9 protein-coding genes are annotated in these 12,866 nt (G+C 58.9%); 5 read left to right on the top strand and 4 right to left on the bottom strand.

The features are described from left to right. Nucleotides 1–117: 117 nt before the first annotated feature. A complete protein-coding gene (locus tag HD599_RS05945) occupies nucleotides 118–546 on the bottom strand; it encodes a DUF1801 domain-containing protein (RefSeq protein WP_184234635.1) in 429 nt (142 codons plus the stop codon). Nucleotides 547–737: 191 nt separating this feature from the next. On the opposite strand from HD599_RS05945, the gene HD599_RS05940 reads away from it, so the two are divergent. Both HD599_RS05940 and HD599_RS05935 read left to right on the top strand, forming a co-directional pair. Next, nucleotides 738–1,142, top strand: a complete 405-nt coding sequence (locus HD599_RS05940; RefSeq protein ID WP_184234632.1) for a hypothetical protein — start codon at nucleotides 738–740, stop codon at nucleotides 1,140–1,142. Between the two features lie 159 nt (nucleotides 1,143–1,301). Beyond that, entirely contained in the window at nucleotides 1,302–1,985 is a 684-nt protein-coding gene (locus HD599_RS05935; RefSeq protein WP_184234629.1) for a GDSL-type esterase/lipase family protein, read from the top strand. Between the two features lie 341 nt (nucleotides 1,986–2,326). On the opposite strand, the gene HD599_RS05930 is transcribed toward HD599_RS05935, so the two are convergent. Together HD599_RS05930 and HD599_RS05925 are read right to left on the bottom strand one after the other, a co-directional pair. Continuing rightward, a complete protein-coding gene (locus HD599_RS05930) occupies nucleotides 2,327–4,087 on the bottom strand; it encodes a DUF2075 domain-containing protein (protein WP_184234626.1) in 1,761 nt (586 codons plus the stop codon). Further along, nucleotides 4,074–4,394 (bottom strand): nucleotide pyrophosphohydrolase, encoded by a 321-nt coding sequence (locus tag HD599_RS05925; protein WP_184234623.1) that lies wholly within the window; start codon nucleotides 4,392–4,394, stop codon nucleotides 4,074–4,076. The genes HD599_RS05930 and HD599_RS05925 overlap by 14 nt, the downstream gene beginning before the upstream one ends. Before the next feature lie 648 nt (nucleotides 4,395–5,042). On the opposite strand from HD599_RS05925, the gene HD599_RS05920 reads away from it, so the two are divergent. The 3 genes from HD599_RS05920 (at nucleotide 5,043) to HD599_RS05910 (ending at nucleotide 10,255) form a co-directional block, all read left to right on the top strand. Next, nucleotides 5,043–6,104 carry a nucleoid-associated protein gene (locus tag HD599_RS05920; RefSeq protein ID WP_184234620.1) on the top strand — a complete coding sequence of 354 codons (1,062 nt, stop codon included), beginning with the start codon at nucleotides 5,043–5,045 and terminating at the stop codon, nucleotides 6,102–6,104. Next, nucleotides 6,091–7,092 carry a GTP pyrophosphokinase gene (locus HD599_RS05915; RefSeq protein ID WP_184234617.1) on the top strand — a complete coding sequence of 334 codons (1,002 nt, stop codon included), beginning with the start codon at nucleotides 6,091–6,093 and terminating at the stop codon, nucleotides 7,090–7,092. Before HD599_RS05920 ends, HD599_RS05915 begins: the two co-directional genes overlap by 14 nt. 109 nt (nucleotides 7,093–7,201) lie before the next feature. Continuing rightward, complete coding sequence (locus HD599_RS05910) at nucleotides 7,202–10,255, top strand: hypothetical protein (protein WP_184234614.1); 3,054 nt, start codon at nucleotides 7,202–7,204, stop codon at nucleotides 10,253–10,255. Between the two features lie 525 nt (nucleotides 10,256–10,780). Here HD599_RS05910 and HD599_RS05905 read toward each other — a convergent pair. Beyond that, on the bottom strand, nucleotides 10,781–12,745 hold the full coding sequence (locus HD599_RS05905) for a hypothetical protein (protein WP_184234611.1): 1,965 nt from the start codon (nucleotides 12,743–12,745) through the stop codon (nucleotides 10,781–10,783). Between the last annotated feature and the right edge of the window lie 121 nt (nucleotides 12,746–12,866).

Below are 12,866 nucleotides of genomic sequence, written 5' to 3'. Positions count from 1 at the left end.
GGATCCTCGATTCTTTATCGGAGGATACCTCAGGCAGACCACGATAGGGGCCGGATGACGCGGGCGCTTGGCCCGCGTCATCCACGCCCCTCGCACTCGGGCCGACCAGCGCTGCCGTCAGCCGGCGGCTTTAGTGACCAGCGCGGCGAGCATCGCCAAGTCGTCCTCGGTCATCTCGTTGTGCACGGCGAACGCCGTCGCCCACACCGCGCCGTCGTCGAGGGAGGCGGCGGTGTCGAACTCGAACGTCGAGTAGCGCACCTTGAACTTCGACTTCGGCTTGAAGAAGCAGACGACCTTGCCGTCGCGCGCCCAGGCCGGGAATCCGTAGTAGGTCTTCGGGTCCAGCTGCGGGGCCGCGGCCACGACCATCGCGCGGATACGCTCGGCCAGCTCGCGCTCGTCGTCGGGCAGTTTGGCGACCGCTTCGTCGTTCGCGGCCGCGTCGTTGCCCTTGTCGGCGGCGAGCTTCAGCTCCTTCGCGCGGGCGCGCATCGCCTTCTTCTCTTCGGGGCTGAATACTTCCGAGCTCTTCGTTTCGACCATGCGCCCAGTGTACGAAGTCCGGGCGGCGGGAGGCTTCTCCGATCCTGCTCGGACCGCTGGTCAAGACGTCGTCGCGACCCCTGGGCTGCGACGACACACGGCCGCGGGGTCAGGCCTGTGTTCGCCCCGCGCGTGACGAACAGGGTCCGCGGCTCGTCCTACTGGTGAGAACTCTCGAAACGGAGGAACCGATGCCCAGATCACGATTCGCCCCACACCGCCAACGCGCTGTCTGGTTCGCCCTCGGCACGGGCATAACCGCCGTGATGTTCATCGCATTCACCGTCCTGATCCCGCTGCTGACCGTGATCGGAACAGCGAGCGGAGCGGCGTGGTTCGTGCGCGTCCCCTTCGACAGGATCACGGTCGCTGTGTTCGCCGGCTATCTTCTATCCGCGGGACTGCTCGCTCTCATCCTCCGCACACGACGGGGTCCGGCCGCCTGGATACTCGCGGTGGCCGCCGCCGTCGCCGCGCTGATCGTCTCGCTCTACCCGGTCGTCGCCGCCGCGGTTGCGGGCGCCGAGCAAGCCGACGAGATCATTCCGTTCATCAGCGAACTCATCGGCTCTGCTGTCGGCTTTTTCGGTTCGTGACGTCAGCCGTCAGGACGTCGCTGACGAAGAAGCGTCGACACGCTTTTCTCGAGCGACGCGACCCCGTGAGAAAATACCTCTCGAGTTCCAGAACAAGAGGGGGCGCCAATGCCCGGGCGTATAGGTCGTTTCTTTATGCGGAACTGGCGCCATCAGCTCATGCTCCGCGCCCCGATCGTCCCGTCCCCTAGCGACGAGCCGACGATTCGCCCGGCGTCGGAGGACCCCGACCTCGTCCTCATCCTCGGCAATGGAACCGCCCACGGATGGGGCGTCACCACGTACCAGCTGGCTCTGCCCGGCCAGCTCTCCCGTGAGATGGAGCGTGTGACAGGACGCGAGTGCCACGTGCACTACATCGGGGATGAGTCGATGGACGTCTCCTCCACGCGGCAGTGGTTATCCGACCACGATGCGAGCGTCTACGACGTGGTGCTCGTTGTCGTCGGAGTGAGCGACGCCGTGCAGCTCACGTCGGAACAGCAGTGGACAGAGGCACTCGATGAGCTCCTCACGGATCTCCGACAGCGGACGAAGCCCGCCGCGCGATTCCTGTTGGCGGGGATACAACCCCTGCGCTCTATCGTCACCCTCGACTCCGCGCTCGGTGGCGTCGCAGACCGCCACGCCACCCGGCTAAACCTGATCACCCGGGCGATCGCCGCGTCGGACAGCAAGACCGAGTTCTACCCGTTGCCGCCCGCGGCTTTCGAGCAGGGCCAGCCTTTCGGCTCCGCGGGCCTCTACAAGAGCCGAGCACAGGAATTCGCACCCGCGATCGCACCGCTCGTCGCCGCTGTCAGGGCTGACGAAGGAGGCTCCCGGACTCCGCGACGGCTCTGAGTACGATGGTTGCCGTTCTGGCGCGGCCGGAGCGCCCGCTGTGGCCGACCGCGACAAGTGTCCGCTGCTCTCGATTTGGACCTGCGACCCCTTGGGGGTTCAGGCGCTGTTTTTGATCCTTACCGAATGCCTCCGAAAACCCTCGGATTCCCTTGTATTGACAGGGAACCGGGCGGTTGCTGTCTTCGATTGTACGCGGTCGCGTCGAGTCGATTACGGGCGTTTTTGATGGGTAAATGATGGCCATTTGAACCGCTTTTGGCGCTACCGGGCGTCCATCAGGCCCCCTCATGCACGGCCGCGTCTAAAATTGGGACCGCGCTATGCACCTTGGTCGGATGTTACGGGAAGAAGGGTCGGAGGTGCTCGCGGAGTGCAGGGTCGCTGACGTACACGTATGTACCCAGAATGCCGCGAGTGAGCAGGACCGCGTAGATGTTTCTGATGAACCGCAGCAGGTCGGTGTCGGAGTACGACTTGCCCGATGTCTTGTTGTTCTCTTTACCCTTCGCATCGAAGTACGAAGCGCGGTCGATGACCAGACCTTCCAGGGGGTCGAATCGCAGGTCGGGGCCGATTATGACGCCTGCGTAGTTCAAGTCATAGCCCTGCACGGTGTGGATGGAGCCAACTTCGTCTATGGATTTCGGCGAAGCGATCCAGTCCGATTGGGTGCTGTTCCACCGGAACGAGGTGCCGTCGATTTCGATGTCGTACATCGTCTTGTCCGTCTTCGTTTTCCACGGCCACGCGTATCCGGCTATGAGGCGCGACAGCCCTGATTCTGCGTCGCGCTCCCGGATTTCGTCGCGCATTTCGGTGATGCTGTCGAACATGCGGAGGTCGTAGTCGCCGAAAGCCTCGGCGGAATAGGCGGTCGGAACGCTCGAGGGTGCGGGTGTGCCGAGCATCTGCCTGATGTAGGAGACGTAGTCGGTGCCGGCTTTCACCCGCATCTGCGAGATCAGCGGGTAGTGGCGGTTTTCCAATTTCGCCGTGGCCACAAGCGCGTTTAGTAGTTCGGGTGGCACGTCTGCCGGGCGAACGCTCTGGGCCGCATCGAGCAGGAGGATCTGGTGGTGGCTTCTTTCGCGGATCCAGTCGAGCTGCGTCTTGGTCTTGTCGTCGACTCCGAAGAGCTTCGTGGTGATGTCGATGAACTTCTTGTTCTGTACACCCGACGGCTGGTTAGCGCGCTGGTTGAGGCGATGCGCCTCGTCCACGATCAGGAGATCGAACTTGATGTCGGATGCGCCGACGTCGAAGGCGGTCATCACCATGTCTGGCGACAGACCAGGGGTCTTCTTGAAGACCTTCTTGATTGAGTTCCTTAGCGACTGCTGGGGAACGACGAGGCCGATGTGCAGACCGGCGAGGAGCTCCGGGTAGCCGGCGGCAAAGAAGTCGGCGAACATCGAGTCGCTGTCGAGGTCTTCTGGCTGCTGGGACGTCGCAATGTCCGATATCAGCTTCAACAGGTAGATGCCGATTACGGTCTTCCCCGTTCCCGGCTCGCCTTGCACGACGATTGTGCTGCCCACGCCGGCTTTGCGGTCCTCGAAATAGCCCTCGAGGATGCTCTCGACCGCCACGCCCTGGTCGGTCGTCAGAGCTTTGAACGGGGACAGTTTGAACAGGTCGCTGTTCTCGATCTCCGGAATGGTGCGGGTGAAGACACCGTCGTCCTTGAGATGATCGAAGACGTCTCGGAACGTACCGCGGTAAAGGTCCCGATCGAAGTAGTCGCCCTCGGTGATGCCGTCGTTGCGGTTCAGCACCCGGTATGCGCCGTCGCCGGCGAGCATCCGGATGAGGAACGACTCCAAGTCCAGACACACCGACTTGTTGAACCTCTCATCGAGCACGACCCGAAGTGTGCCGAGGTGCTGCTTGTCGGCGGATTCGAGGTGCTGACGCATCCGTGCCGCCGCGTTCCGCGACTCCCCCACGTATACGTCACTGCTCGTCGAAGCACCCGTCACCGTGCTCGTTCCGTCCAGGACGTAGACCACGGGCCAGTCGGTGTGCCGACGATTTAGTGCGGCCCACGCCGTGACGGACTCCTTGCTGAATGGAATCCGGTCTATTTCAAAGGGCGTCATATTTTGTACTGCGTCCCCGCGCTCTATCCGCCGGATATTTCGTCCGTGTCAGCTCGAGCTTGTCGAGCACGATCTGGTCGGGGTCGACGCCGAGTCGATCGGCGAGAAGCAGGCAGTATGTGAGAACGTCAGCCAACTCCTCCTTCACGGCATCCGTGTCCGCGTCTGCGTTCCACTGGAAACATTCGAGCAACTCGGCAGCCTCGATCGAAATGCTTTTCGCAAGATTCTCCGGAGTGTGGAACTGTGCCCACTCGCGTTCAGCGACAAAAGCGCGAAGCGCGTCACGGACTAGAGGATCGGTCATTCGGTCAACGTATCAGGAACCGAACTTTTGCATAGACCGTGTGTTGTCCGTGTTAACAGAGAACCGGATGCGGCGCCCTAGCTGGACGCAATAGGGCGGTCGGAAGACCTCGCGTCATCTCCTCGGCAAGAGAACATTCGTCAGCCTTAACCGATAGCGCGTGGATCTTCCCTGCAACTCCCACTCCCCCCGCGTTGCGACGCGTGGCAAGCTAGCCGAGAAAGATCAGCGTGCAGACAATCGAAATGGCGAGCATAGGCGCACGGTATTGCGTGATCGCGATGCTGAGATGAACATCACCTGCTGCGGGCCGCCGCCATTGCCGACAATGGCGATTATGTCAAGTGCGCCGAGGTGCGCCCCCTTTGAGCCTTCTTCCAGTCCGGTGCGTGTTTTTGGCGGCACCGCCGACACCTCTTTCGCGAGCCATCTACCTCGCTAAGCAGATAGCGTCGGCAACCCCGGACGATTTGGGCTGCCGACGTAGGTTCTGAGCAGCAACCGGATTGAACAGACGTCAGAGGAAAACCGCATCAATGCTCCCGCGCACGGCTAGTCTGCTTCGCTTTTGCGGCGTGCCGCGATGAGGTTTCGTCGTCTAGGAGGGAGTAGGCGGTTACGGTGGCCATAGCTCGCGAATGGAGATGAATGTCTACCAATTTCAGCACACTCGTCCTTAAGGACGTGATGATGCACCAAGTAGTCCGCAATTCGGGGTCATCTGGACCGCGTTTTTCCTTGCAAATCACGGACATGCCTGTTGTATTGTCCGGACCCAATCGATCGTTTCTTGAGCAACGTTTCATAAAAGCTCTTTCTCAGAGGGCTCTTCCAATTGTCGAAGACAAACAAGTCGGTTCGCCAACGCCGGACCGAGTACGAGCCTTTTGGAGCGACCGTGACGACCTAGTGGTGACGTCACAAGGTATGGCGGAGGATCTGGCGCAGCTTCAACCCGGAACGGCGCTGGCTGGCCTCCTTGTGCTCGCAGAGGTCCAGCTGAGCTCCGGACCGGCTCTACTCGTTGCGAAGGTTGAACACCAAGACGCCATGCGAATCGAAGCGCAAGTAAATGAGAATGGCGAGCGAATCTTCTCGATAGAGCGTCTCAAGGAACTTGTTTTTGGCGACGCCGCTCGCATCTACAAGATCGCGATTCTTTCGAAAGCAGCTTCCGCTGCGGGCCTTGTCTCTGGCGAAGTCGTTGACGATCAAAATAGCGGTTTCGCGGCGTATTTCTTGGGCAAGTTCATGGGCATGAAGCTGCGCGAAGAGCCTGCTGTGCTTACGCAACACTTCTTGGAGCGAATGACGACTGCCATCAATAAGAGTTCGCTCGTCTCTGAAGCTCGGCTGGACCTCCAGTCGGCGTTAGTTGCGGAAGTCGCGTCAAACGCTCGTCAGCTAGATCCCCAGTCGTTCATCCAGAACCACGTGCCGCAAGGCGCGCAAAGCGAAATCGCAGCGATTGCCGCGGACCTCCACGTGCCACTAGTTGTGTTCCCCAAAGACACAACACGGGTCCAGTCCCAGTTGAAACGCTTGCGTCTAGATTTGTCCAACGACATTCACGTGATTGCGCCTCCAGAAGCCGTCGGGGATGGCAAGGCCGTCCAGATTATCGCGGGAGAAGGGGATGAGGAAGGAACAGACACCGTCGTCATAACAGGCGGCAAACTAGTGAAAGTAAAAGGAAATGGCAGCCGCTAGCAGCCCCAGCGCAAGCCAGGTTTACGAGGCGTATCGCAAAGACGTTCAGTCCTACATAAACGCGGCGGATGAATTCAGAAAGATCATCGAGAGAGTCCTAAGCGCTTCTGACGTTGGCGGAACTGTTTCAGCTCGTCATAAAGATCCGGTCGAGCTCTATAACAAACAACGAAAAAAGGGGTATTCCAACCCCTGGATAGATTGTCCCGACCTCGCCGGCGCCCGAGTGATCGTGCCGATAGTTACCGACAAACAAGTGGTAGTAGACGCCCTGAAAGCATCGGCCGAACTCGAGATATTCGAGATCGAGGATCAGCGCACGGACGCTTCCCCCGACGCGCTTAGATACGCCGGCCTACATGTTCACCTCCGTGCACCAGGCGTCGAAGATTGTCGCGGGCGTGCAATACGCTGCGAAGTCCAGATTCGTACTGCAGCGGAGGACAGCTGGGCGCAAACTGAGCACAAGTACATCTACAAGAAGTCGAGCAAGCTTTCTGCTGAAACTCGACGCGTGTTCAGTCGCTTGTTGGTGCTGATAGAGCTATTCGATCAGGAGTTGGCGAAGGGAGTTGACATGGTGAAGCTAGAACCTAGCTTCGGGCAGTTCAGCCTTGCGCAACACTTGAGTGCAGAGTTCCAGTCGCTTACTGGTCTTCCCGGCAATAGTGACTTGACCCTCGAGAACGTCGAGCACGTTCATGTCGCAGGCGGCCACACCATCGAGGAACTGCGCGAGACAGTGGACAAGTTTTTGGGAAGCAATAGGGCCTCGTTGGAAGAGTTGCTCGACAAGCATGGGCCGAGAAGCGAGGGCTTCGACATTGACTCCGATTGGATTACGTCTCAGCCCGAGGTGATCCTGTTGTTGGCGCTATTAGACGACGATGAATATCAGTTACACAACGCACTAGACGGTAGCGACTTATTCACTTTCGTCGAGCCCTTGGCGATCTGGAGTGATCACCCTGGATTTCTGCGAGCCTGAGTTCGACTCTGGGCGCAAATTTGCGGCGCGAATTCGGAGACCCGTGTCAAATGGGCGAATCGTGTCATGCCAATGAAACTGTGTCTGTGGAGCAGGGGATGATTGAACAATGACAAGTCCAACTGAACTCGAGAGGAGTATTCGGTTTGGGCTGGGCACCCTCACCGAGACCAACTCGCATCACGACTTCGAGACCATCAGCCTGGGCCTTGCTCGAAAGCGAATCGCCACAAACCTCATGCCAGCAACCGGACCTGTTGCCGCGGGCGGTGACCAAGGACGAGACGCGGAAAGCTACTGGACCAACCTCACCAACGAGGGGGCGCCAAGTTCGCTCTTTGTCGTCGGCGCAACAGACGAGAACGTTGTCCTTGCTTGCACCACTCAGCAAGCTGACATCCCGAGCAAGATTCGGGCGGACTTGCAATCGATTTGTAGTCGCGGAGAACCGGTCGACCGTGTCGTGTATTTCACGCTGACCCCAGTTCCTGTGGGGAAGCGTCACGAACTTCAAGAACACGCACGCGCGAATCACAGCGTCGCCCTCGACATCTGGGATGCCCTCGCCATCTCTAGAGAACTCGCCGAGCACGACTTGTATTATCTCGCCGTTGACTACCTTCATTTGCCGGCCGAGCTGGCGCCCGAACGACCGGTGTCCCTCACGTCGCGACCTGAGTGGTACGAGAACGATCTCGCTCGGTGGCGAGCGAAGGCACTTCCAGCGTCGACTCTGGGAGAACTCGTCGACTTGCGAGACGGGCTCCGCCTCGCAAGCAACGACGCGTCGCTTGCTAGAGACCTGCCTGAATGGCTCAGAATGGCAGAGGCACTCCGCGAGAACGCTGCTACGGACGAAATAGCCGTCCGGGTTCAGTTCGAGATCGCTTGGGCAACGATGCGCGGCACTGAGACTCTCCGCCCCGCCGACGAACATGTGAGGGCGTTCTTCTCGCTCGTTCCCGAGTCGTTGGACGACCCCGGAATCTTGCGCGATGCGACGATGTTGCTCGACCTCGGCTACGCAGCGATGCTGCGCCAAGTGACGGGGATCCCACGGGCCGAGTTGGAGACTTGGCACGAGACGCTCGTCGACAAGATCGACAGCCAACTTGCGGAAGACCCGTACCCCAACACTCGGGCGCTCTTGTTATCGCTCGAAGCTTACCTAGCACTGCATCAGAAGTACCCGTCCGACCTCCTCCCCCAAAAAGGCGAAGTTCTTTCCTTGCCGGAAACGGCCGCCGCGGTCCGGAATCGTGTCCGTACTGGCGGTCTGCCTAGCATTGCCGGCATCGAGCTAGTAGACGTCGACAAAGGTATGAACGCGCTGCGCACGCTCGTCGACGCTCTCGAAGACACACCTCTCTTCCCTGTGGGCGACACCGCGGACATCTTCGGCCTGTACACGACCAAACTGGCCGACCATCCTTCCTACGAACATGTGCGCGATGGCCTTGACGCGGCCGTCGAGCGCATAGAGGGGGAAGCGGCCCGTGGCAATCGAGCTCTTGACCGCGCCTTCCAGTTCAACAGCGAAGGCCGGCTGCTCGACGCGCTCCACGAGATTCACACAGCGAAGATCAATTGGTGGCATGGCGACACCCTGGACGGCGCCATCAATATGCTGCTGCTCGTCGCAAAGATCTACTACCAGCTGAACCTGCCGCTCGCAGCGAAGCAATATGCCCTGGCGGCCTCCGTCGTGGCCCGTGGCGCGAGCGATCCGGCGCTGAAGCACTATGTCGCCGAGGGCTTTTTGATCGCAGCGACCTGCGACCACCACGCCGGTCAATCCGTGACCGCAACGCATACGTTTTGCCTCGGTGTGCTGGCCCAACGTGCATACGTCGAAAATCCGATGGATTCGGATAGCGACTCGACGCTACTGAACATGCTCCAGGACCAATGTCACATCCTCCGAGCGGCCCACACTGTTCGCCCGACCCTCGTGCCGCTCCTCGAATCGATTCTCGAACCTGCAGGGGTGATGCCCTCGATAACAGCCATGCTCGAAGCCGTGAGCGAACTGCCCACGTCGACAGAGAACGAAATTGCTGAGATCACCGACAAGTCAGGGATGGGTCGTCTCTTCAGCGACGTGGGGGCCCATCGCAACTACAGCTGGAGCGCTCTTGGACTGACCTGGTCAGTACGATGCGCAAACGAACGAGTCGCAGTTCTCACGACTGAACGCTTCATTGCCGCTGCTCAAGTCGTCCTCGCGGACTTCGCACGACACGATGCACATTTCATCCGCGGGACTCTCGAGATCGAGATCCGAGCGGACGCGACGAACGGCCAAGGCGGCGTGAACTCAGTCGAGCGCTCTTCGGGTGGAGTATGGAGACTGCACCTCACGCCCGCCGCCGGGTGTGACCTCGACGCACTGCACCTCGAGACCATTGGCGCGGTCATGCATTTCCTGGTGACTCAGTCTTTGCTCTCCCAGCAGGACTTCTCTGATCTGATGGAGACCACTTTCGCTGGCGGTCTAATGCATAAGTCCACAATTGTCCGCCCCTACGACGAGTTGGCTGACTTCATCACGACCGAGCAGCTCCAAGTGATGTCTGCGCGGCCCGAGCTATGCATCGGGTGGAGTTCGACACCCAGCTTGATCAACCCGAGTCCGGACTTGCAGCCACGCAAGAGCCTCGCTTCGACATATAAGAAGAACCGCGCGCAGATCTTGGAGAACATCGCCTACCGATACGAGACAATTCCCTCAGTAATCGGCCCAACCCTCGCATCATTGCTGCAGAACGCCCAATTCACAAGTACCGCGCGAGTCCTAAAGTCCGAAGGATGGCTCGACTGGCACCTGCTAATCGCCATTGTCAATATCGTCATAAACCGCCGTGCCGTCTCCCGAGGAATGGCCCTGACACGGCAGATGACAGACACACAACGGCAAGCTTTTATCGACCTAGCTCATACGCCCGCCCTCGCGACGGACCCAGTACTCCCGCCCGAGATTTTCGACGAAGATGAGCTCCGATTCCACTTGGCTTCGGCCGCCGCTTCTGGCGTAGCTAGCATTGGTCTGACCATCCATGCAGGCTCAGTACCGACAGATGCGATTTTAGAGTTTCTTGGCGAGAGGTATCGCTACTGGAACGACGACACTCCTCACGACCCGCTTCTTGACGAGCCTGCGTAGCGGTTCTAGCGGGGACAAATTGTCAGCGCACTGGCTCACGACGTAGCTTTTCGAGTGGCAGAAAGCCTGATAATTCTCGCCGGTCAGCGCCATTACGCGTCCACTAACTGCTGCCACGGGTGTGAGTCCTAGCAGTGGAGTCGCCACTTTGTACGCGGAAGCAGTGTGCAGAGAGTCGGCGACTGGCGGGCAGGTTAAGCAATTTGGTTGCCGCGACAATGGCGGCAAGGATGAACCCGACCGCTGTTCAGAACTTCGCCAGGTAGCCGAATGGCGCCGCGAAGTCTCTATTTCGGATGGCCGCTGCGGTCGAATCGACGACCAGCATCAGGTCGTCGAAAACGGCACGCGGCGAGAAGAGCACTATGAGACCCAAACATGCGGGGCGCGAACGCCCGACTAGCCTCCGTAAGCGCGCTCGGAAATTGTTCTTCTGCGCCTTACTCTCGCCACCTCAAGGCATGTGAGTTCAACCCCAACGCACCGGCTAGTTGGTTTAGCAGAGCTCTTACGCGCTCGATTGCACTAGCTGCGTTCTGTCGTGGAGGAATTGACGTTGGCAAGGCAAAAGTCGTCGTTGATCTTGATCACAAGCGCCGTGATCAAACGCAAGGCGACGAGATAAGTATTGAAATGCGTGGACTCGTCATCTGCACCGGTCTGCGACCCGTGCAAGTACCTATTGCGCAGGTTCGGTCCGTTGCTGAATCCCACCTTGTTGAGAAAGTAGTTGAAGTAGTCGCCTTCAGCGTCGGTGAATAGAGATGAACGTCGCGTTGCCCACCCTCGTGCAACTAGTGCGTCCGCTTCTACGCGGCCTGTGATCGACAGATGGTGGTAATTCGCCGCCTCGGTGTTGTTGAAGTAGCTAAGGATCAGCGTTTGCTCCATATTGGTTAGCTGTACGCGTGTGCCTGTGTTTCTCAGAACGCCAAGCTGGATCAGATGGTCGACGGACGGCCTCTGGTATTCGCGGAAATCCTCGTATGCCACTTCGCGGGTGAGGAGGAGCTTTACGGTGTTCTCAGCTCTGAGCGTTTCGTCAATGTATTTCAGCCTCGATTGGTCGGAAAAAAGCAGATGGAGGACGCCGGCAATTTCCTCGCTTTCGGACGGATAGAGGTATTTGCCATCGAGCAGGCTAGGTATCGTTTTGTATCGAACCTGCTCGGCGCTCATTGTCATCAGGTCGCGGTCCAATTCACCGTTCTCAGCAAAGAGGGTGAATTGGTTCGCCACGCTCTCCATTTCAGCAAATAGGTGTCGAACTTTCTGAAGGTACGACCTATCGCCGGCTGACGGAGCAAAGGAAAAGCCCGTGGCTCCAAATTCCTCAACGAGATATGTTTGAAAGAACCAAGCTATGACGCGCTCCAAGTCGACTTCTTGGGTCAGTAGGAACTGACGGTACATGCGGGTCTGGAGCAGCGTCCGCGCGTCCGCGGCCTGAAAATTTGATCCCACCTTGTACTCGGTAGTCCCGGTGAGGCCCATGGTGCGCTCGAGGACTCCAAAGTTCGCTCGATAAGACGGAAGCGTCAGAAGGACTTGTTGATCGGCAAACTCGAACAGATGCTGGAAGTTGTTTAGAACGCTCGCGTTACTGGAAGCGACTTCCAGCCACCGCTTGCTGTAGACATACTTCCGAATCGACCCTTCGGATGTGTCTACTTTGAGCCGCACCGGTTCGTCTTGGTCGTCAGAGATGCTTACCTCACATCCGGTTTTGAATCCTTTGTTCTCTTCGAATAGCTTGGCGTTGAGTTCGCTAGCGCGCCGTTTGGCTCGGAGCTTCAGCTTCGCGTCGATACCGATCTGCGCGTTGTCGTTCGCGGACGCAATGAGCCGCACATAGTTGAGGTTGGCGTCTTCGCTGTCAATGTAGCGTTCTAGAAGGTCACGACAGTCCGCCGGGGTGAAACTTGCGGGAAGTTGGATGGCTCCACGCGGGTCTTTTTCTAGATACTTCCGGACGAGCAGTTCGGCGCCTCGAGGCAAGGCTAGAAGCTCGTTTCGCATTTCAGTGTCATAGGCCTGCACCAATTTCTTGTTCGTCAGCAATTGGCCGACGTGGAAGCCCGCGCTCGTCAGTGCAGGCAACGCAGAGCCGCTTGGTATGCGCTCGAAGGCCTTGCTCCGGCCAAGGACCTCTATAAGGTCCTCGCCATATTCGAGGTCAACGTCCGCGACCAGCTGAGCAAAGTTCGAACCATCGACCGCGCCAAAAAACTTGGCGACGGCGCTTCGAATCTGCGGCACTAGCGCCACGAGCCTTTCCACATCTTCCTCAGGACACGACCTTGGCAGCATCCGATGTTGGAGGTATTGCTGCACATTGTGGAGCTCGAGGACATCCATTACGCTTTTCGGCGGATCCGCGGGATCAAACCGATCGGCGATCTCCGCTACCCGCGGGGCATGCCAGCCAGACGCCAGATCGTGCGCGCCATAGAAACGAACTCGTTCTAGCTCATCTTCCTGCCCGATCACCGAAGCTCCGTTCCGTTGCGTACCTAACGTTCTCTTGGTCTCCGATTGCTACGTATTGAAAGCAACTCGGTTCGATTCCAACTTTCGCAGGATAGGCGTGCCACGTCCGGCCGCATTTAGA

The organism is Conyzicola lurida, assembly GCF_014204935.1.
GTDB classification, from domain to species: domain Bacteria; phylum Actinomycetota; class Actinomycetes; order Actinomycetales; family Microbacteriaceae; genus Conyzicola; species Conyzicola lurida.
This window is presented reverse-complemented; position numbering and strand designations above follow the sequence as displayed.